Source organism: Paraburkholderia sp. RL18-101-BIB-B (genome assembly GCF_046026985.1).
In the GTDB taxonomy this organism is placed as follows: domain Bacteria; phylum Pseudomonadota; class Gammaproteobacteria; order Burkholderiales; family Burkholderiaceae; genus Paraburkholderia.
Map to the genome: position 1 here is coordinate 417917 of NZ_JARESV010000002.1, position 21284 is coordinate 439200.

The 21284-nt window shown below is 64.2% G+C and carries 20 protein-coding genes; 10 read left to right on the top strand and 10 right to left on the bottom strand.

Annotated features, from left to right (window positions below; translation table 11 throughout):
- Positions 1-18: 18 nt before the first annotated feature.
- The 3 genes from P0D73_RS04915 to P0D73_RS04925 form a co-directional block, all read right to left on the bottom strand.
- Positions 19-321, bottom strand: a complete 303-nt coding sequence (locus P0D73_RS04915; RefSeq protein WP_408430085.1) for a hypothetical protein — start codon at positions 319-321, stop codon at positions 19-21.
- A 179-nt stretch (positions 322-500) separates the two neighbouring features.
- Positions 501-1832: a chloride channel protein gene (locus P0D73_RS04920; RefSeq protein WP_408430087.1), complete on the bottom strand. Its 1332-nt coding sequence runs from the start codon at positions 1830-1832 to the stop codon at positions 501-503.
- 165 nt (positions 1833-1997) lie between these two features.
- Positions 1998-2372 carry an MAPEG family protein gene (locus P0D73_RS04925; protein ID WP_408175736.1) on the bottom strand — a complete coding sequence of 125 codons (375 nt, stop codon included), beginning with the start codon at positions 2370-2372 and terminating at the stop codon, positions 1998-2000.
- Positions 2373-2774: 402 nt separating this feature from the next.
- Here P0D73_RS04925 and P0D73_RS04930 point away from each other — a divergent pair, with 402 nt between their 5' ends.
- The 8 genes from P0D73_RS04930 to P0D73_RS04965 all read left to right on the top strand — a co-directional run bounded on the left by P0D73_RS04930 (position 2775) and on the right by P0D73_RS04965 (position 15118).
- Positions 2775-3995 (top strand): MFS transporter, encoded by a 1221-nt coding sequence (locus tag P0D73_RS04930; RefSeq protein ID WP_132374926.1) that lies wholly within the window; start codon positions 2775-2777, stop codon positions 3993-3995.
- 347 nt (positions 3996-4342) lie between these two features.
- Entirely contained in the window at positions 4343-5209 is an 867-nt protein-coding gene (locus P0D73_RS04935) for a TetR/AcrR family transcriptional regulator (protein ID WP_408430090.1), read from the top strand.
- A gap of 426 nt (positions 5210-5635) precedes the next feature.
- Positions 5636-8134 (top strand): acyl-CoA dehydrogenase, encoded by a 2499-nt coding sequence (locus P0D73_RS04940; protein WP_408430093.1) that lies wholly within the window; start codon positions 5636-5638, stop codon positions 8132-8134.
- A 157-nt stretch (positions 8135-8291) separates the two neighbouring features.
- Positions 8292-9713, top strand: coding sequence for a 3-oxoacyl-ACP reductase (locus P0D73_RS04945; protein ID WP_408430096.1), 1422 nt, complete (start codon positions 8292-8294; stop codon positions 9711-9713).
- A 2-nt stretch (positions 9714-9715) separates the two neighbouring features.
- Positions 9716-10651: a MaoC family dehydratase gene (locus P0D73_RS04950; protein ID WP_408175742.1), complete on the top strand. Its 936-nt coding sequence runs from the start codon at positions 9716-9718 to the stop codon at positions 10649-10651.
- Between the two features lie 140 nt (positions 10652-10791).
- Positions 10792-12093, top strand: a complete 1302-nt coding sequence (locus P0D73_RS04955) for an acetyl-CoA C-acetyltransferase (protein WP_408430099.1) — start codon at positions 10792-10794, stop codon at positions 12091-12093.
- 135 nt (positions 12094-12228) lie between these two features.
- Positions 12229-14043, top strand: coding sequence for an AMP-binding protein (locus P0D73_RS04960; protein WP_408430102.1), 1815 nt, complete (start codon positions 12229-12231; stop codon positions 14041-14043).
- Between the two features lie 37 nt (positions 14044-14080).
- Positions 14081-15118, top strand: coding sequence for a DUF1571 domain-containing protein (locus P0D73_RS04965; RefSeq protein WP_408430105.1), 1038 nt, complete (start codon positions 14081-14083; stop codon positions 15116-15118).
- Here P0D73_RS04965 and P0D73_RS04970 read toward each other — a convergent pair.
- The 6 genes from P0D73_RS04970 to P0D73_RS04995 form a co-directional block, all read right to left on the bottom strand.
- On the bottom strand, positions 15115-15555 hold the full coding sequence (locus P0D73_RS04970; protein ID WP_408430108.1) for a hypothetical protein: 441 nt from the start codon (positions 15553-15555) through the stop codon (positions 15115-15117). The two genes, P0D73_RS04965 and P0D73_RS04970, sit on opposite strands and share 4 nt — an antisense overlap.
- A 41-nt stretch (positions 15556-15596) precedes the next feature.
- The gene (locus P0D73_RS04975) at positions 15597-17174 is read right to left on the bottom strand and encodes an FAD-binding oxidoreductase (protein WP_408430111.1); all 1578 of its coding nucleotides are present in this window, start codon (positions 17172-17174) and stop codon (positions 15597-15599) included.
- Between the two features lie 52 nt (positions 17175-17226).
- Complete coding sequence (locus P0D73_RS04980) at positions 17227-17700, bottom strand: hypothetical protein (protein ID WP_408175750.1); 474 nt, start codon at positions 17698-17700, stop codon at positions 17227-17229.
- 270 nt (positions 17701-17970) lie between these two features.
- Entirely contained in the window at positions 17971-18822 is an 852-nt protein-coding gene (locus P0D73_RS04985; RefSeq protein WP_408175752.1) for a zf-HC2 domain-containing protein, read from the bottom strand.
- Complete coding sequence (locus P0D73_RS04990; RefSeq protein WP_132374936.1) at positions 18822-19352, bottom strand: sigma-70 family RNA polymerase sigma factor; 531 nt, start codon at positions 19350-19352, stop codon at positions 18822-18824. Before P0D73_RS04990 ends, P0D73_RS04985 begins: the two co-directional genes overlap by 1 nt.
- A 14-nt stretch (positions 19353-19366) precedes the next feature.
- Positions 19367-19504 carry a hypothetical protein gene (locus P0D73_RS04995; RefSeq protein WP_165923847.1) on the bottom strand — a complete coding sequence of 46 codons (138 nt, stop codon included), beginning with the start codon at positions 19502-19504 and terminating at the stop codon, positions 19367-19369.
- A 352-nt stretch (positions 19505-19856) separates the two neighbouring features.
- Between P0D73_RS04995 and hfq the strand changes: the two genes are divergently transcribed.
- The gene (gene hfq / locus P0D73_RS05000) at positions 19857-20360 is read left to right on the top strand and encodes an RNA chaperone Hfq (RefSeq protein ID WP_408175754.1); all 504 of its coding nucleotides are present in this window, start codon (positions 19857-19859) and stop codon (positions 20358-20360) included.
- 20 nt (positions 20361-20380) lie between these two features.
- Here the strand turns inward: hfq and P0D73_RS05005 are convergent, their stop codons facing one another.
- The gene (locus P0D73_RS05005; protein WP_132376922.1) at positions 20381-20611 is read right to left on the bottom strand and encodes a hypothetical protein; all 231 of its coding nucleotides are present in this window, start codon (positions 20609-20611) and stop codon (positions 20381-20383) included.
- Positions 20612-20942: 331 nt separating this feature from the next.
- On the opposite strand from P0D73_RS05005, the gene P0D73_RS05010 reads away from it, so the two are divergent.
- Positions 20943-21131, top strand: a complete 189-nt coding sequence (locus P0D73_RS05010) for a hypothetical protein (protein WP_132374938.1) — start codon at positions 20943-20945, stop codon at positions 21129-21131.
- Positions 21132-21284: the final 153 nt, after the last annotated feature.

Here is a 21284-nt window from a genome sequence, read left to right on the forward strand (position 1 = left end):
CAGATGCACGCCGCCAGGTCAGACGACCATGGCCGGCGCCACCTTCGCGGCGAACGCGTTGAGGGCCTCGAAAAAAGCGGCATCCGAGGCTTCGCTGGCCTCTTTCAGTGCCTTTGTATCGTTCCGCAACTCAGCGAGAAATTCATCGACCAAACCGGTGGATACGGCAACGCCCTCGTGACGTTCGCTAAAAGCGTTCGCCCGCTCCGCAAGTAGCACGAGAGCCGCCGATTCGCGCCCCGAAGCGGCGGCTGCGTCGCGGCACTGCGATGCGAAATGGCGGATGTCAGAGAAGCCGACGTGTGAGCGCTCGAGCCACACGCTTGCGAGCTGAAGATTCATTTTGCGTCCCTCATTCGACAATGATGCGACAACGCTGCATGAGTCATGCAGACGTGCCGGAGACCACATCATGCTCCCGTCTAAAAAAAAAGACAACCGACCGAGCGGCGTTTGCCCGTGCGGCGCTCAACCCGCGTCGTCGCGAATAGCACAAGCCTTTATCGCGCTTTGCTCGCGCCACTCCAGCTAAACCCAAAGCTCGACTGCATTGCAGGCGCCCACTTCGCACACGCACGAAAACCCAACAGCGCACCGCCCACGGCAAACAACACAGGAATCAGAAAATCCTGGCTTACGCGGGTGAATTCGAACATGAGCACCACGGCCGTAATCGGCATCTGCATCGAGGCAGCGAGAAACGCCGTTGCGCCGACCACCGCGAATGCGCCCAACGACGCCCCCGGCCACACGAGGCTCCATAATCCGCCGAGTACGATCGCCAGCAGCGCGCCATTCGCGAGCCCCGGTGTGAGCAGGCCACCTTCGGCGCCGGCGCGCAAACTGCTCGCGGTGATGACCACCTTCAGCACCAGCAGCATCGCGGCGAGACTGATGGTCAAGCCGCCATCGAATGCCAGTCCCGCAGGTCCCTTGCCATTGCCGAGCAACTGCGGGAAATGCATCGCGAGGACGCCGATCATCGCGAAGTTCAGCAGCGACAACACGGGCAGGCGCCAGTTCTTCGGCGCGGCCGCGCGCGAGCGATTCATCAGTTCCGTGAAGCTCCACGCCGCCACGCCGAAGATCGGACCGCACACCACGGACCAGACCACGAGCGTGGGGCTCAGCGTCATCGACGGCACGAGATATTGATGTTCGTTGCCCAGTCCCAGTTGCGCGACCAACGCGGCCACCGACGAGGTCACGATGGCCGGCACCAGTGCGGGCCAGCCGAAGGTGCCCAGCAAGACCTCGAGCACGAACACCGCGCCGCCGAGCGGCACGTTATAGACCGCGGCCAAACCGGCGCCCGCGCCGCACGCCACCATGATCCGGCTCTGCGCGACCGACAGCCCCGCGCGGCGCGACAGCCAGCCGGCGAACGCCGAGCCGATCTCACGCGGCGCGACTTCGCGGCCGAGCGGCGAGCCGAGCGCCACGGTGACGATCTGCAGCACTGCATGGATCGTCGTGCTCATTACGGGCATCCGCGGATCGTCGGATTTGACGGCCTGGCGAATGCTCACGAGCGGCCGGCCGAATCGATATAGCGCCCACCAGCCGAATCCCGCCACCAGGCCGCAAATCGTCAGCACGAGCAGGCGGCGTTCGGGCGCGGCACCGCTGACGCCCTGTAGAAAACTCTCGGCGCTGATCACGTGCGTCACGCTGTAGCCGTATGCAAGATGCTGGATGCCGTGCAACAGCAACGCGAGCAGCATGCCGCCGAGACCGGCGCCGATACCCGTGAGCAACGCGACCGCGGCGATCACGGCAAACGGACTGCGCTCGCGGCGTACAGGCTCCGAAGTGATTGATTTGACTGACATGGCGTGTCGACAAAAGCGAAATAAGTGGGATGACGACCATGGTATTCCGCGACGCAACATGAATCAAATTGATTTTTCAGCTCGACTGATGCGCAAGTTGCATATATTGAAAATGGCGACTTTCTGGTCCGCCCCGCGCGACCGGCGCGATGCCATCGCACAGAATTAGCGAGTGGAAACGAAGAACATCGACACCACGCACGCGACGCCGACAAACCAGACCAAAGAACGCAGCGACGCGAGATTCGCGACATACAGCACGCCGTGCAACACACGTGCGACGACAAACGTGATCGCCAGCCAGTTGATCCACGTACCCGATCCGCCCGCCTGTCCCGCTACGACGATGGCGGCGGTGAACATCGCCAGCGCTTCCCACGCGTTCTGATGCGCCGCATGTGCCCGCGCGCGCCAGCCTTCGAGACCGGCAAGATAAGCGCGTGGCGTGCGATTGTCGTAGCGCTTGCTGACTTTCGCCAGCATGGTCCACGGAAACGGCAACAGCGCCACGATGAGCAGGCATAAATGCGGAATCGTCATAGGTTGGTGTCCCTTGTATGCACGGCACGAAATGCCGCGAGCCGCTGTTATACCCGCGGGCCCGCACCGCCGCCAACTGGAATTCCGCGAGCGTCACTTCTACCGATAGGCGAATCACCGAAACTCAAAATGACCGGATCAGCAAGAAAATCACATCCGAAATAGATTACAGATAACAAACTAAATCGCACACACCATTAATACAATAATTACATTTAGCCAACATAAATGGCGCGCTTCATGAAATCTGCTCCAGGGATTAATACGGATAAACGCGCGTTCATTCATGCAAGCGTTTAACAGTCGGCGTACACTCGCTCGAAGCCCATGCCACGGGGCGTGCGGGGCTGCGGAGCCACCTGTCGTCAAACACGGGTGATTGGAGAACCAGGAGAACAATCAATGAGTTGGACACGGGAACAGAGAAACGTCACGATCGCTGCCTATCTGGGCTGGACACTCGACGCATTCGATTTCTTTCTAATGGTGTTCGTATTGAAAGATATTGCGGCGGAGTTCAATACAAAAATCCCCGAGGTCGCCTTCGGCATCATGCTGACCTTGGTGATGCGTCCGCTCGGCGCATTGATTTTCGGCTGGCTCGCCGACAAGTACGGCCGCCGTCCCACGCTGATGGTCAATATCGCGTGTTTCTCCCTGCTGGAATTGCTGTCCGGCTTTTCGCCGAACCTGGCCACTCTGCTCGTGCTGCGCGCGCTGTTCGGCATCGCGATGGGCGGCGAATGGGGCGTCGGCGGCGCACTGACCATGGAAACCGTGCCGCCGAAGTCGCGCGGCATCGTCTCGGGTCTGCTGCAGGCCGGCTATCCGAGCGGCTATCTGCTCGCCTCGGTCGTGTTCGGCGTGTTCTATCAGTACATCGGCTGGCGCGGCATGTTCTTCGTCGGCGTGCTGCCGGCGTTGCTCGTGCTGTATGTGCGGGCGCACGTGCCGGAATCGCCGGCCTTCAAGACGCTCGAAAAGAAAGCGCGTCCGGGTCTCGTCGCCACGCTCAGGCAGAACGTCAAGCTGTCGCTGTACGCGATCATTCTGATGACCGCGTTCAATTTCTTCTCGCACGGCTCACAAGATCTGTATCCGACCTTCCTGCGCGTGCAGCATCAGTTCGACGCGCACACGGTGTCGTGGATCACGATCGTGCTGAACATCGGCGCGATTTGCGGCGGCCTGTTCTTCGGCGCATTGTCGGAAAAGATCGGCCGCAAGCGCGCGATCTTCATTGCTGCGTTGATCGCGTTGCCGGTGCTGCCGCTGTGGGCCTTCTCGACCACGCCGGTGCTGCTCGCGGTGGGCGCCTTCCTGATGCAGATCTCCGTGCAGGGCGCATGGGGCGTGATTCCGGTGCACCTGAACGAAATCTCGCCCGATGAAATTCGCGCGACGTTCCCCGGTCTCGTGTATCAGCTCGGCAATCTGATCGCGTCGGTGAACGGACCGTTGCAGGCGAGCGCCGCCGAAGCGCACGGCAACAACTACGCGCTCATCATGGCGGTCGTGATCGGTATCGTGGCCGTGGTGATTGCCGCGCTGATTCCGTTCAGCCGCGAGCGCCGCGGCATCGACATGACACAGTCGGCCAAGCAGGTTGCGGCACGGGTTTAAGCGTTCGAACCAAACAGCTATTTTGCCGACGCGTTATCTGGAACAATAGGCGCAAAGGCCGCGCGACGCAGAGTACGCGTCAGCAAACAGCAGCAAGGCCGAACAAGGTGGCGAGCAATACGAGGCCGTTCCGATTTCCATCGGAACGGCCTTTTTTATTTCCGCGCGATTTGACGCGCCGCGAGCATGGAAAGTCGACGTTCATCAGGTCTTCTAGAGGAGTTAGTCGACTGTGACCCCTTGATCGCACACCTCATTTCTTCTTATCCTGAAAAAAACAGCCGTTTCAAATAAGCATTTGAATTGCTTGTTTGCGGTCCGGACGCCCGGTAACTGGGAGACGCGATATGGCAGTTCGCACAACAGGCCGGCATGCCGGCGACACGAAGTCCCGCATCCTCGACGCCGCCGAAACACTCTTTATCGAATGCGGCTATGAGGCCATGTCGTTGCGCCAGATTACTTCGCGCGCCGAAGTAAATCTCGCGGCAGTGAACTATCACTTCGGCAGCAAGGAATCGCTGATTCACTCGATGCTGTCGCGCCGCCTCGACCACCTCAACCAGGAGCGGCTCAAGCTGCTCGACCGCTTCGACACCATGCTCGGCGAGCGCCTGACCTGCGAGCACGTGCTCGGCGCGATGTTCATTCCGGCGCTGCGCCTGTCGCGCGATCCGCGCGTCGGCGGCAAGGCGTTTCTGCGTTTGCTCGGCCGCGCTTATACCGATCCGTCGTCGTTCATTCGCGACTTTCTCAACGGGCACTACGCCTCTGTGGCGGTGCGCTTTTTCGATGCGTTCCAGCGCGCGTTGCCGCATCTGCCGCGCGAGGAACTCGGCTGGCGTCTGCACTTCGCGATCGGCGCGCTGTCGGGCGTGCTGGCCGGCACCGACACGGACAGCCTGATTTCCGAGTTCTCGCAGGGCAAGTCGATGAACGACCTGCAACTCATCGCACGCCTCGCCTCGCTGATGGTGGCCGCGCTCAAGGCGCCGTTGCCGGACGGCACACAACTGGCCGCGTTCGCCGCGGTACTCGGCGACGCCAGCGAAGGCGGCGCGGAGTGCGCCGGCGACGGCGGCGCGGAAGGCACGAGCGCGGCACACACTGGAGGCGGATCGGAGTCGCCCTCACCGGCCGTATCGGAAGGCGAACATCGTGACGGCGACATGGAAGCAGGTTCGCGTCAGCACGCATTTCACCGCACAGCTTAACGATCGAGCGCGGCGGGCAGCGCGCCGTCATGAGCCGTCACCCGCACGCGGCGCCCGTGAGAGCGGGCAGACGGATCACTACCGCACCATGCAGGCAACCCGCGCAATAGTAAGCATGCCGCAGCTTCGAACCCGTAATCGACCGGCAATGCCTACACTACCGGTCAGCGCCAGACAGGCGACAAGTACTCAACAAACACTCAGCAAGAAGGCAGCCGACCACCATGAACGCCGCATACCTGAGCACCACGTCTAAGTCCCGCACCTAAGCGACGCCGCGCTGTCGAACGGCATATACGACGCGCAAAAGGAAATGCAGCACGCGCGGCGAGGCAGCGCGAGCATGAGGCAGAAAATCAATAGAACGCGAACCATCCGCCCTACGTGGACGCGTTCGCTCGCACCATCGAAAGAGGAGGAAACGTCATGCCGTGGTTCATCCTGGTACTCGTCATTGCCGCGTTCGCGCTCGTCTACATTCAGGCGCGCGCGGCATGGTGGCTTGCCTTCATGATCGTGTGGGTGGCGGCCGCGCATGTCAGCGGAGCCGCGGGTACGGTGGCCACGACGCTGCTCGCCATCGTATTCGTCCTCCCCGCCCTCGTACTCGCGCTCAAACCGCTGCGCCGCACGTGGCTTGCCAAGCCCGTGCTCGGCATCTTCCGCAAGATCCTGCCGGAGATGTCGCCGACCGAGCGCGACGCGATCGAAGCCGGCACGGTCTGGTGGGACGCCGAACTGTTCTCGGGCCGCCCGCATTGGGACACGTTGCTCGGCTACGGTCCCGCCACGCTGACGGCGGAAGAACAGTCGTTCCTCGACGTCGAATGCGAGCAACTCTGCGATCTCGCGAACGACTGGGAAACCACCATGGTCTGGCAGGACCTGTCGCCGCAAACCTGGCAGTACATCAAGGAACGCGGCTTTCTCGGCATGATCATTCCGAAGCAGTACGGCGGCAAGCAGTTCTCCGCCTACGCGCATTCGCAGGTCATCATGAAGCTCGCCACGCGCTGCTCGGCCGCCGCCGTTTCGGTGATGGTGCCGAATTCGCTCGGCCCCGCCGAACTGCTGTTGCACTACGGCACCGACGAGCAGAAAAACCACTACCTGCCGCGCCTCGCACGCGGCGAGGAAATCCCCTGCTTCGCATTGACGAGCCCCTACGCGGGTTCCGACGCGGCGGCGATTCCGGACGTCGGCATCGTGTGCAAGGGGACGTTCGAAGGCCGCGAGACACTGGGCTTTCGCGTCACGTGGGACAAGCGCTACATCACGCTCGGCCCGATTGCGACCGTGCTCGGCCTCGCCTTTCGCGCGCTCGATCCCGACCATCTGCTGGGCACGGAGGACGAACCCGGCATCACCTGCGCGCTGATTCCGACCGACCATCCGGGCGTGAACATCGGCCGCCGTCACTGGCCGCTCAATGCCGTGTTCCAGAACGGCCCGAACTCGGGCAAGGACGTGTTCATTCCGCTCGACTGGGTGATCGGCGGGCGCGCGCAGGTCGGCAACGGCTGGCGCATGCTGATGGAATGTCTCGCGGCGGGCCGGGCGATTTCGCTGCCGTCGTCGAATGTGGGCATGGCGAAGATCGCTGTGCGCGGCACCGGCGCCTACGCCGCGGTTCGCCGCCAGTTCCGCACCGCCGTCGGCAAGTTCGAGGGCGTGCAGGAAGCGCTCGGCCGCATGGGCGGCAACCTGTACGTGATGGACGCCGCGCGCCGCCTGTCGGCGCACGCGGTGGACCTCGGCGAAAAGCCTTCAGTGATCTCGGCGATCGCGAAGTATCACATCACCGAGCGCGCCCGCATGGTCATCAACGACGGCATGGATATCACCGCCGGCAAGGGCATCTGCATGGGGCCGTCGAACTTTCTCGCGCGCGCCTATCAGCAGGTGCCGATCTCGATCACCGTGGAAGGCGCCAACATTCTCACGCGTTGCCTGATCATCTTCGGCCAGGGCGCGATTCGCTGTCATCCGTATGTGCTGAAGGAAATGGCCGCCACGCGCGAAACGGACCACGCCAGGGCGCTGCGCGATTTCGACGAGGCGTTCTTCGGCCACGTCAGCTTCACGCTCTCCAACGTGGTGCGCAGTTTCGTTTATGGCGTAACGGGCGGCGCCTTCATCGCCAAACCGCGCACGGCCCACGCGCCGCTGCATGCGTACTACCGCGCGGCCACCCGCCTGTCCACCGCGTTCGCACTGCTCGCCGATGTCTCGATGTTCGTGCTCGGCGGCGATCTGAAACGCCGCGAGCGCATCTCAGCGCGTCTGGGCGACGTGCTGTCCCAGCTTTATCTGATCTCCGCCACGCTCAAGCGTTTCGAAGACGAAGGCCGTCAGCAAGAAGACCTGCCGCTGGTCCGCTGGGGTGTCGAGGATTCGCTGTACAAGGCGCAGCACGCGCTCGACGGCGTGCTCGCCAACTATCCGAACCGCCTCGCCGCCGGTCTCGTGCGCGTGCTCGCGTTCCCGTTCGGATTGCCCTACCGCGAGCCGTCCGACCAACTCGGCAGCGAGATCGCCGAACTGATGCAAACGCCGGGCGACGCGCGCAATCGTCTGCTGTCCGATTCATACGTGCCGCATCCGCATGTCGACGCGCTCGGCTACGGCGAGCTGGTGTTCGAGCTGAACCCGCGCTTCACGCAGATCGAGCAGAAGCTGCGCGACGCGGCCAAGCAAGGCCTGCTCGAACCGATGCCGCAGAGCCTGCCGCAACTGGCTGCCTGGACCGACGCGGCGCAGAAGAAAGGCCTGATCGACGCCGACGACCGGCGCGTGCTCGACGACTACGCGCGTTACGGCGCGCAAGTCGTGAAGGTGGACGACTTCCCCGCCGACTTCGACATGCTCGCCAATCTGCAAAAGCGCAAGGAGACGCTGGAAAAGGCGCTGGGGCTCGCGGCCTGAGTTCGGCGCCGGCTTAAAAAAACATCCGGGCAAGGCGCGCCGCGGGCGCCGAACTCGGTGCACACTGACACACGTTCGACGCCCCTCGGGGAGATTTCCTTCGAGGCGTCTCCCGGGGGGGCAACCTCGCGGCGTGGCCAGCGGAGCGACTAATAATATGAACGACTCTTACCTGAACTTCGTCAACTCGCCGTTCGGCGCGCGCCTTGCGCGTTCGCTCGGCCTGCCCAAGCCAGAGGTGCTGCGCCGCTATCGCGCGGACCAGCCCGAATTCGGCGGACTGGTGGCGCTCGGCGCGGGCCGCGAACCGCATCTGCTCGACGCGCTGGCGACACTCGTGGCAAGCATCGGCGTGACGAGCGTCGCGCATGCAAGTGCCGGCTTGTGGGTACCGCTCGCCAACCGTCACGGTCTCATGACAGGGCGTTTCGAACCGGCCGACCCCGGCTCGCAAGGCAAACTCGCAGCCCTGCTGTTCGACGCGAGCGGTATTGAAGACAGTACCCAGCTCGAACCGTTGCACGGCTTCTTCCACGACACGCTGCGCTCGCTCGGCAAGTGCGGGCGCATCATCGTGCTGGGACGGCCGCCGGAAAGCTGCGCGACGCCGCGTCAGTGGACCGCGCAACGCGCGCTCGAAGGCTTCACGCGTTCGCTCGGCAAGGAAGCGCGGCGCGGCATCACTGCAAATCTCGTGTATGTGGAGCAAGGCGCCGAGAACCGCGTGGAAGCGACGTTGCGGTTCTTTCTGTCGCCGCGCTCGGCATACGTGTCGGGCCAGGCCGTGCGCATCGCCGCCGCCAGCTCAGCCACAAGCGGCGATGCCACGCCCGCGTTCGACTGGCGGCAGCCGCTCGCGGGCCGGCGCGCGGTCGTGACCGGTGCGGCGCGCGGCATCGGCGCCTCGATTGCGAGCGTGCTGGCGGCCGAAGGCGCGCACGTGATCGGCATCGACATCCCAACAGCGCGCGACGCGCTCGACGCAACCATGCGTCAGTTGAACGGCACCGCCCTCGCCTTCGATATCGCCGCGCCCGAAGCGCCCGCGCAGATCGCCGCCGCGCTCGACGAACAGGGCGTGGATATCGTCGTGCACAACGCCGGCATCACGAAGGACAAAACCATCGCGAAGATGACCGACGTCGCGTGGCAAAGCGTGATCGACATCAACCTGTCCGCGCAGGAGCGGATCGACGACGCCCTGCTCGCCGCCGGCATCCTGCGCGACGGCGGCCGGATCATCGGCGTGTCGTCGATCAGCGGCATTGCCGGCAATCTCGGCCAGACCAATTACGCCACCTCGAAGGCCGGCGTGATCGGCCGCGTGCAAAGCATGGCGCCGCATCTGCGCGCACGCGGCATCACGATCAACGCGGTCGCGCCCGGCTTCATCGAAACGCAGATGACCGCGAAGATTCCGCTCGCGATTCGCGAAGCCGGCCGCCGCATGAATTCGATGAGCCAGGGCGGCCAGCCGGTCGACGTCGCGCAGACCATCGCGTGGCTCGCGCATCCGGGATCGGCCGGCGTGAGCGGCCAGATCGTGCGCGTGTGCGGACAAAGCCTGATTGGAGCGTGACCATGGGTGAGCCCGGTGATCCGTTCGGCGGCAGTCAACTATCGAACACGGCGCGGCAGGACGCGGTGCGGCCCAAAACCGTCGTGATCGACACCTTGCCCGCGCCCGCGAAGCTCTATGCGCGCGCGGTGTCCGGCATCGTCAAACGCGGGCGCGAGACGCATCTGCCGCCGCTGCGTTTGGTGCGCCCCGCCGTCCCGCTCGACCCGGGGCCGATCTGGCGTTACGCGCGCGTGTGCGGTTTCATCCCCGAGCATGGCGTGCCGCTCACGTATCCGCACCTGCTCGCCTTTCCCTTGCATCTGCTGATGCTAACCGACCCGGCGTTTCCGTGGCCGGCGCTCGGCCTGGTGCATCTGGCCAACCATGTGCGCCTGCGCCGGCCGCTCGCCTACAAGGACATGCTGCGCGTCGAGGTGGAATTCGGCGCGCTGCTGCGTCACGACAAAGGCCAGGCGTTCGTGCTGCACACCCGCATGTACCGGCGCGGCGAAGCGGTCTGGGACGGCGACAGCGTCTATCTGAAACGCGGCGTGCCGGCGAGCGGCAGCGTGCTCGATCCGCTCGAACTCGGCCCCGAAGCGCTGCAACGCATTGCACGCTGGCAGCTCGCGTCGCAACTGGGCCGCGACTACGCGAGCGTGTCCGGCGACTACAACCCGATCCATCTGACCGCGCTTTCCGCGAAGGCCTTCGGCTTTCCGCGCGCAATTGCACATGGCATGTGGACGCTGGCGCGTGCCGCCTCCGCGTTGCAGCCGCCGAAGCCGCTCGCGGAAGCCACGCTCAGCGCCGAATTCAAACTGCCGATGCTGCTGCCCGGCGAAGCGTCGCTGTGGAGCGCGTCGCCTTCGCTGATCGAACGCGATATCGAAGTGCGCGACATCGCCGGGCAGAAGCCGCATTTGCGCGGCCGCATGCGATGGAGGCTGCAATGAGGCGCGCGCGGCGTGCGTCTAGTAGTGGAATTCAGGGTGGATGAAATCGTTGTTGGAGCAGGAGCGTCGCCATGAACCGTCACACGATTTGCACCATTCGCATCATTCAATAACCAGCGAACGACCCGAAGGAGCCGAGCATGTCCAACCCGCTGCCAGCCGTACGCCGAGTCGCCATCGTCGGGGGCAACCGGATTCCGTTTGCCCGCTCGAACACCGCCTACGCGACCGCGTCGAATCAGGACATGCTGACCTTCACGCTGCAAGGCCTGATCGACCGCTACAACCTGCACGGCGAACGTCTGGGCGAAGTCGCCGCGGGCGCCGTCATCAAGCATTCGCGCGACTTCAATCTGACGCGCGAATCCGTGCTGTCCACCACGCTCGCCAAGGAAACACCCGCTTACGACGTGCAGCAGGCCTGCGGCACCGGACTCGAAGCCGCGATTCTCGTCGCCAACAAGATCGCCTTGGGGCAGATCGAAGTGGGCATTGCGGGCGGCGTCGATACGACATCCGATGCGCCGATCGGCGTCAACGAGCGGATGCGCAAAATTCTGCTCGAAGCCAATCGCGGCAAGAGCACCGGAGAACGCGTCGGCGCACTGACCAAGCTGCGGCCCGGCATGTTTTTCAAGCCGCTTCTGCCGCGCAACGGCGAACCGCGTACGGGCCTTTCGATGGGCGAGCATTGCGAGCTGATGGCCAAGCGCTGGAACATCTCGCGCGAGGCGCAGGACGTGCTCGCTTACGACAGCCACCGCAAGCTCAATGAGGCCTACGCGCGCGGCTTCGTCAACGATCTGATGACGCCGTACGCGGGTCTCACGCGCGACAACAATCTGCGCTCCGATCTCACGCTCGAAAAACTTGCGAGCCTGAAGCCGGTGTTCGACCGCGACGCCGGCACGCTGACCGCCGGCAATTCGACGCCGCTCACCGACGGCGCTTCCGCCGTGCTGCTCGCGAGCGAAGAATGGGCCGCGCGTCATAAACTGCCGGTGCTCGCGTACCTGAGCTGGTCCGAGACCGCCGCCGTCGACTTCTTCGACAAGAAGGAAGGCCTGCTGATGGCGCCCGCCTACGCCGTGCCGCGCATGCTGGCGCGCGCCGGGCTTACGTTGCAGGACTTCGACCTGTACGAAATCCACGAAGCATTTGCCGCCCAGGTGTTGTGCACGCTCGCGGCGTGGCAGGATGACGAGTATTGCCGCACGCAACTGGGCTTGCCGGGCCCGCTCGGCGCGATCGATCGGACAAAATTGAACGTGAACGGCAGTTCACTCGCCACCGGCCATCCGTTCGCGGCGACGGGTGGGCGCATCGTCGCCGGCCTCGCGAAAATGCTCGCGCAACTCGACAAACCAGCCGGCACCGCGCGCGGGCTGATTTCGATCTGCGCGGCGGGCGGCCAGGGGGTGGTCGCGATTCTGGAACGCTGAGCATTGCATGCGTTCCAGTGTTTGCTTCGCCGCATGCTTTTGCTTCACACGCTGCCACACTCGCGTGGATTGCTTCGATGACTGGCCGCAAGACCAGCACACAAACAGATGAAGCCACAGCTTCTGGAGACGACCATGACCGAACCCACTCAAGCCCCGCTTCCGCTTGCCAGCGGAGCCGCGGCGCCGAACACAGCGGGCCCGGCGCCCGCCGCCATGCAGGCTCGGGCGCCGCACCACGCGCCGAACACCGACGGCATCTGGTACGCGTCGTATCCGGCGGACGTGCCGCATGAGATCGACGTCACGCAATACGAATCGGTCGTGCAGTTCTTCGACGAATGCATCGCGCGGTTCCGCGAGCGTGTCGCGTATGTGAGCGTGGGCGCGAGCCTGACCTACGGCGAACTCGGCCGTAAGGCCACCGCGTTCGCCGCGTATCTGCAAAGCCTCGGCGTGAAGCCCGGGGAACGCGTCGCGATCATGTTGCCGAATACGTTCCAGTATCCGGTGTCGCTGTTCGGCATACTGAAGGCCGGCGGCGTGGTGGTCAACGTGAATCCGCTCTATACGGTGCGCGAACTCGCGCATCAGTTGAAGGACAGCGGTGCGCAAACCATCATCGTGTTCGAGAACTTCGCGAAGACGGTCGAAGACGCATTGCCCGGCACCAGGATACAGAACGTGATCGTGACGGGTTTGGGCGATCTGCTTGCCAACGGCCTGAATCTGAAGGGACGTCTGCTGAATTTCATGCTGCGGCACGTGAAGAAGATGGTGCCCGCGTACAACCTGCCCCAGGCGGTGCCGCTGCTCGAAGCGCTCTCGACCGGCTACTCGCGCCCGCTGACGCCCGTGCGCCCCACTCACGACGACATCGCGTTCCTGCAGTACACGGGCGGCACGACCGGCGTCGCCAAGGGCGCGATGCTCACGCATAAGAACATCATCGCCAATCTGCTGCAGGCGAAGGCGTGGTCTGAAGGTCAACTGACTGGCGACGCCGAAACGGTGCTCACGCCGCTGCCGCTCTATCACATCTATTCGTTGACGGTGAACGCGCTGATCTTCATGGGGCTCGGCGGGCGCAATATTCTGATCGCCAATCCGCGCGACATGAAGCGCGTGATGATGATCATTCGTCACGAGAAATTCACCGGCATGACCGCCGTGAACACGCTCTATAACGCATTCCTCGAAAACGAAGAGTTCTGCAAGCGCGACTTCTCCGATCTCAAGCTCGCGATGGCGGGCGGCATGGCGACGCAAAAGTCGGTGGCCGAGCGCTTCAAGGCGGTGACGGGCAAACCGATCATCGAAGGCTATGGACTCACAGAATGCTCGCCGATCGTGTCGATGAATCCGGTCGACCTCTCCAACATGCGCGACTTCGAAGGTTCGATCGGTTTGCCCGCGCCATCCACCCAGGTCCGTTTCAGGAAGGACGACGGCAGTTGGGCGAACATCGGGGAGGCGGGCGAATTGTGCGTGAAGGGACCGCAGGTGATGAAAGGCTACTGGAACCGTCCGGAAGAAACCGCCAAGGTGATCGACGACGACGGTTGGCTCGCCACCGGCGACATCGGCGTGATGGATTCGCGCGGCTTCATCCGCCTCATCGACCGGAAGAAGGACATGATTTTGGTGTCGGGCTTCAACGTCTATCCGAACGAAATCGAAGACGTGATCGCGGCGCATCCGGACGTGCGCGAAGTCGCCGCAATCGGCGTGCCCGATGCCGCGCAGGGCGAACGGGTGAAGGTGTTCATCGTCAAACGCAATCCGTCTCTGACGGCGGAACAGGTGATCGCCCATTGCCGCAAGAATCTGACCGGCTATAAGGTGCCGAAACTCGTCGAGTTCCGCGACGAGCTGCCGCAAACCAACGTCGGCAAGATTCTGCGCCGCGCCCTGCGCGACGAGGAACTCGCTAAGCAAAAGCCTGCCTGACAGGGAAGGCGCTTCGCGTCACCTTTCGGAGAGATTCATGAAGCACCGCCTGTCCGCACGCTCATGCCGCACGCCGGCCTTCATGCGCCTCGCCCTTTATTCGCCGCAGACCGATGGTTTGCGTGCGAGCTTATTCACGTCCTTCGGTGTGTCATCACAGAGCATGCGGTCGCGCAAACTGCTGATCGCCGCGCTCATGGCGGGAGCGACCGCACTGGCCTCGCCCACGGCGTTCGCACAAAACGACGACACGCCGCCCGCGCTCGATACCGCCAGTGCCGTCAAGGCGCCGGCCACGCCGTCCTCGCAGGTCGGCAAGCTCACGCTGGATCAGCAGGTCAAATGGCTGCGCGCCGCGCAACAGAGCGGTGCGCTGGAAAAACTCGGCGACGCGCAACTGGTCGCGCTGTTCCAGTCGCTCGATCCGCTCGCGTTGCCGCGCTATATCAAGGAAGGACCGAACGGCTATCCGTCGTACGAGTTCACGATGGCGCGTTCGGAACGCATTCACGGCCAATGGCCCGACAAGCCCGATCATATGCTGGTGCGCGTCGCGCACGACCCGCTGCGCATCTATGCAAAGTGGCTGCCCGACGGCGCCCGCGCCGGCCAGGAAATCATCTACGACGAGTCCAAACGGACCGATGAAATGTATGGGCATCTGGGCGGCATCATGAATGTGATGCCGGTGTGGACGTCGCTGAACGGCGCCCTCGCCCGTGCGCAATCGAACCATCAGGTGCGCGATCTCGGCATGGAATACATTGCGAACCAGTACCTCAGCGAAGGCAAGAAATACATCGAGGCCGGCTTGCCGCGTTCGACCCAGGTGGAAGTCAAAACGGTCGACGGCAGGCGCGTGGTGGCCTTCACCTTCGAAACGCCGACCGGCCAGCCGCAGTTCTACGCGAAGAAAGAAACGCTCGGCCTCGATCTGCGGCATCCGTATTTCCGCACCGTCGAGTCTTACGACAACGACGGCAAGATCTTCGAGAAGATCGTGTTCGAAACCATCACGCCAAAAACATTCGACGACTCGACCTTCGACCCGAAGAACAAGGCGTACAAGTTCTAGCTCTTGTGCAATACGTGCGGCGCGAAGGCGAATGCAAATGCGACGTGGGCATGCTGCGTATCCGAGCCCATGCTTTGCTCGTGACTGTGTTCGATCACATGTCCCGCGCTTTTGGCGAGTTGGTTCAGCACGAAGTAATCGGACGCGCGCGTGAGGCCGATCAGCGAAGCCGATAAGAGCGTGGGCGCGGATGTCTGCGTTGCGCAAAGCAGCGGTGCGAGTGTCGTGTACCAGAGCGCGCCGATATCGTCGCCGGTTTCGAACACGGATAACTGACTGTGTGCGGCATAGCCCGCGAATGCGGCGCCGTACGCGAGCGTGGAGTCGACCACCGCCACCGTATTGCTACGCGCCGCCGCCCGCGCGAGCCACGGCCACACGCTGCCTGCCGCAGTCGAGAGGTAAGCGCCGGTCATCATGAAAGTGCGCCGGTCCATTCATCGCTCCAGTCGTCAGGTTGCGCGTGCGGCCCGCGCACTCAGGTGTAGCCGCGCCGGTCGCGCCACGCCGCCGGCCAGATGCCCTGCTTGCCCGGCGCGAGAATGCCGTTCGGGTCGAGCGCGTCCTTGATCGTTTCCGAGAACCGCAGCAATGCGCCGTCGTTGAAGCTGTATTGGGCCGCGGCAAAATCCATATACGCGAGATGCGCGCGATATTCGCCGTAGCCCGCCGCGCGCGCGTCGCTCATCAGCGAACGCAATAGCGCGCCGGCCTGCTCGACCTGGTTCGCGTCGTCACGGTCGAAGATCGCCGCGAAAATGTGATGCAGATGTCGCACGCCCGCTGTAAAACCGCCGTAGTAATCGAAGCCGTATTCCGCGGCGCGCGCCTTGACCATCGTGTATTGGCGCAACGCGTCGCGCCCTGTCGCGGGACACACCGGCGCGAAATCCACATGCGCACCCGCGCCGCCGCGCCAGTCGAGCATGCGAAACGCGCTCATCGCCGGAATGCCGGCGAGGTTGCGATCGCCGCCCGCCGTGGGCTGCGCATCGCCCGCGTAGCGCGCCGTCAGGAAGCGCGCCTGCGGCACGCGCGCGAACGCACGCTGCACGACCGCGTGGCGCGCGTCGATCGATTCAGGCGTGCCGTAGAGCGCGAAATGCAGATTCCAGCGGCCCACGTTCAGCTTGTCGAGCATCGCGGTCACGGCGCTCTCGGGCATCACGCCCGGTCCGTCGTACCACTGCGCGCGCGCCGACAAGCCGGCCGCGCGGCGCAAACCGCCTTCGATCACCGCGTGATTGCGGATCGTTTCATCGAGCCGCAACGGCCGCAATATCTCTACGATCGGTTCGAGATCCGCTTCATGCTTAAACTGGATTTCACCCAGCAGATACGCGGGCGGCGCGGGCATCAGCCAGACACCCAGCTTGGTGACGATGCCGTAGTTCGACTGCATGAACATCGCGTCGAACGAGGGTCCGTAGCCCGGCTGATATAACTGCCACGCGGTGCCGATGTCGATCCCGCCCATCCCCGTGCGCAACACATCGCCGTTGGCCAGCACCACTTCCATGCCGCACTGCGACGCCGCGTGATCGCCGTACGCGGTGTAGCCGAAGCCACGCTCGAGCGTATTGCCGACCACGCTGCCCCAACCGGCCGCGGGCGGATCGACCCACAGCTTGTAGCCCTTGTCGCGCAGATGCGCATACAGATCGAAGTAACTCACACCTGGCTCGACCAGCGCGTACGCCATTGCCTCGTTCACTTCGATGATGCGGTTCATCCTGTGCAGATCGAGCACGACCGAACCGGCGAGACGCGGCGCCGCGCCGCCATACGCGAAGTTGCGTCCGGTCGAGACGGTCCACAGCGGAATGCGAAATTGATTGGCAATGCGCAGCACCGCGCGAATTTCGTCGACGGAGCCGGGCAAGACGGCGGCACTGGCCGAAAACGCTTCGCGCTCGCCGGGCGCGAACGGATCGAGATAGGCGACGAGGCCGTCCGCCGAGGTCACGACCTGCGGCTCGCCGACAATCGAGCGCCAACCCGCGAGCGCGCGATCGAACTGCGCGGCGGACACCTTCGGCGGCAAGCTTCGAATCAAAGCGTCTCCTTGGCCGCCGCGCGAGTCAGCAGCAGTGAATCAGCGGCAGGGATCAGCGGCGCATTCCTCCTCCGCCGCCGTGCGACATGCCGCCCCATGTGTGCATGGGCCGCGCCCCATGCCAACCGCCGCGGCCGCCCATGCCGAACGATCCGCGCACGCCATGCACATAGCGCACATGATCCATGTGATGAAAATGATGAAAGCGGTCGACGAACACGAACGACACGCCGACACCAAACACCACCGGCGGCCCCCAATACCATGGATCGTAGTAGTAGACGGGGCCATCCGCCAAGGCCTGCGCGGCGGCATCGTCCTCGACGATCTGCCACGTGCCGTCCGGTTGCAGGCACGCGCGGCCGGTAATCTGCTGCATGACGCCGTCGATTTCCGCCTGCCCCGCCACGAACCGGCACACCGACGCATCCGATTGCGCCTCGGCCGGCGCCGCGCACGCGGCGCACAGGCACACACAGGCTACGCCGCAATACAGCCCGCTGCCGAACTGATGAAATGTGAGCATGATCTTGCTGCCTTTATGCTGTCCGACGCGCACCGGCGTTGCGACCCGAAAAAAACGTGTCGACACCGTGAAGGCACCGTCGGTTTGCCTTGCCGAAGCCCTTGCCGTGACCGCGCGCAGACACGCGGCGACGGCACGATCCAGCAACAGGTAAACGTTGCGTCGCGCGACGCTATTCCGCGCGCGCGGCGGGCGCGCACGCGGTTTCTGTTACCGGGTGTTGCAAAGCCGGCCGATCGACAGGCGGCAGGATCGGAACCGCGTATGCCGCTACTGCCACGACTCCGGTTTGCCGCCGAGCGCGCTGCACACGTCGATGGCGATGGTGCGCAGCTTGCCTTCCGCGATCGGCCCGGACAGCGCGTAGCCCATGCCGTCGTTGACCCAGTAGAAGGTGCGCCGGTTGCCGTCGCGGAACAGGCGGAACGCGGTTTCGTCGCGAGAAATGCCGGTGACGTAGAGCGTGAGCCGCGCGCCGCCGGCGTTCTCGTACATGAACTGCGCAGCCGGTCCCGCTTCGCCGGGCAACAGCCGCCCGCCCACCAGCGAGTAGCCGTATTCCTGCAATGACGGCACCGAGAGCGGCCGGTTCAACCGTTTGGAGAGCCAGTTGATCAGATGCTCTTCTTCGTTCGCGGCGACTTCCACCGGATGACGCTGCTCGGGCGTGTACACCGCGTAGGCGATGTCCGCGCGCTCGGCGAAGCTCGGCGGCCGGCTGCCCAGACCGTCCCACGCGCCACCCGTCAGACGCGGCGCGAGCGGCCCGAGGGCGAGCGCAAGCCCGGCGCCAGCCGCCAGCCAGCAGGCCGCGACGCCGGCGCGCTGCCACCACGACGTTCTCCGGCGCAACACGATGAAGGCCGGCTCGTCGGCCGCTTCGCGCTCATGGCGCTCGTTGCGCTCATCACGCTCGCTGCGCTGCGGCGCGCCGCACAGCACGCGCAACGCAGCTTTCTGCGCGCGCCACGCGGCTACGCGCGCGGCGACCTGCGGATGCTGTGCCAGTTGAGCCTCGATCGCGGCGCGCTCCGCGTCCGGCAGTTCACCGTCGACAAACGCCGACAGCGCTCGCAGATCGAGCCCTTCGGGCAAGCTGGCATCGTAGTCGTCGCTGTTCATCACGGGTTTCTCACTACTTTCAACGGTGGACTTTTACGCACCGGCCCCTGAGCCGGTCCCTCCGTCAGCAACGCGCGCATGTGTTCGCGAGCGCGCGAGAGCCGCGACATCACCGTGCCGATCGGCACGCCGAGCGCGCGTGACGCCTCCTGATAAGACAGTTCCTCCACGCAGACCAGCAACAGTACTTCGCGCTGTTCGACGGGCAGACAATATAACGCGCGCTGCAGATCGCGCAGCACGAGGCCGTCGACTTCCCCTTGCGGCGCTTCGAGATTGCGCCACGGCGCGCTCTCGTCGTCGACGGCAATCTCGCGGCGGCCGCGTAACTGGTCGATGTAGAGATGCCGCAGGATCGTCAAGAGCCATGCGCGCAGATTGCTGTCCGGCCGGAACGCCGCCCAACGGGCGAGCGCGCGCTCCGCCGTATCCTGCACGAGGTCGTCGGCCCACGCGCGGTCGCCCGTCAGTGCGCGCGCGTAGCGGCGCAGCTGCGGGAGCCACGAAATCACTTCGGCTTCGAAAGTCACCCGGTGGGCGGCGCTCAGTAGCCGCCGCTGCTGCCGCCGCTCGAGCTGGAGGCGCCGCTATCGGTCGCGGACGTACACGCGCTCGTCGCGAGCGTACCGCCCGCGAGTGCCAGCAGAACGAAAACGGCGGAAAGAATGCGCGATACTTTCATGGTGAGTCTCCTTGATGAGCGCCCGGACGCCTGATGCGGCCGGCAAGCCGATCGGCGACGCGCACGATGCAGCGTCGCCATGCCTGATATAACGCGGACAGGCGGTGATTTATTCCGCCCATAGCACGACCATGCGCTATCTTTTTCCGCCATCCGCGCCGCGCAGGCCCGCACGTGGCGGATGAGCACGGCATTCGTCCGCAGATTCGTAACTCAACGTTACAGCCAATAGTTATCAGATGCTTATGCGCCCACAAGCCGTTATAGTGGACGCAGTTCGCCCGCCGACGCGTTCCGCCCCCACACAGGGTAGAATCGCGGCGAACAACCGTCTTTCTAACCTGAATTGTCCATGGCTTCCGCAGAATCGCATCCGCAAAACGACTTCATGAACGCTGCGCGCAAAGAACGAAAGCGCGTCGAGATCTATCTTGTCAACGGCATTCGCCTGACGGGGTGCATCGAGTCGTTCGATCAGTATCTGGTGATGCTGCGCACGCCTGTCGGGCTGCAAGGCATCTACAAGCGCGCGATCTCGACGATCCAGCTCGACACCGGCACGCGTCCGGCTCCCCGCGCGGGGCGTCCCTCGCACGGCGAGCACACCACGCGTGGCCCGCACGGTTCGCGTGAACCGCGCGATCATCGTGAGCCGCGCGAACCGCGTGAACCGCGCGAGTCGTATGGTGCGCCGTCTTCGGACCGGCCTGCGTCGGATCGTAGCAGCGGCACCTCGGACGGCCCGGTAGTCGTCACGCGCCGCCGGCGTCTGTTCGGCACGGGCGGCGACGGTGGCAACCACGGCGGTGGCAGCCATGGTGGCGGCAATCACGGCGGCAATGGCGGCACCGAGTAAGCGGCCGCCGCAGCGCTCGGCTACTCCGGCGAATGGCCGAGCCGCTGCAAGATCTTTTCCAGACGCATCACCTGCAGTTCCGTCAGTTCGAATCCGCATTTGACCGCTAGCACGCGACGGCGCCAATACACGGCGTCCAGCAAGCGCTGCGCCGGTTGCTTCGTTGCCCAATCCAGGTGTTCCAGTTCAGCTTCCACGACGTGTGACGCGTTCAGGCGCTGCGCCGCGCACGCGGTTTTTTTCCGGTTCATGTTGTTCGCTGCCTTGTTGTTCACGGGTTCTGGTGGCGCCCCTCCCGAGCGCGGCACTGCCGGCTCACGGCATGCGTTGCGGTCTGCCGGCCCACGCGGCCGGCGCTTGCTTTTGTTGTCCCGCGCCGCTTTCTGTCGACACACGGAAAACGAGTTGATGCGCAATGGTTTTAAGTCTCGGTTGATGACATTGCGGCGGCTCGGAACTCGTGCGACTCGCGGCTTTGGAGCAGCCGCTTACGGCGCGCGGTCCTATACCGTTCGGCCGATGTTCGCGGCGGCCCGCTTTGCGCTATGCTGATTTACAGACTCTCTTTCCACGGAGCACGTCATGACCAGCAAAAAGCAACACGAATCTAAAACCGCCGAAACACAGGCATCCGACCAATCCGCCGATAGCCGTCTCGACGAGGCGCTCGAGGAGAGCTTTCCCGCCAGCGATCCGATCGCCGTCGACATGGCGGACCCGCATCATGCGCCGGAGAAGGGAGCGTCTTCGGAGGGAAAGAAGCGGCATTAGAGCTGGCCGTATTTTTGTCTCGCGGAGCACAGGGAAACGAAGCAGCTGCCAAGGCCTGGGCGCCACCGCACGGGCGGTGCGTTGAGCGCGGGCGCTCGTGCGCGTGCAAGACAAATGGGGATATTTGCGCCGCGCCATGCGCGCGCCGCGCGT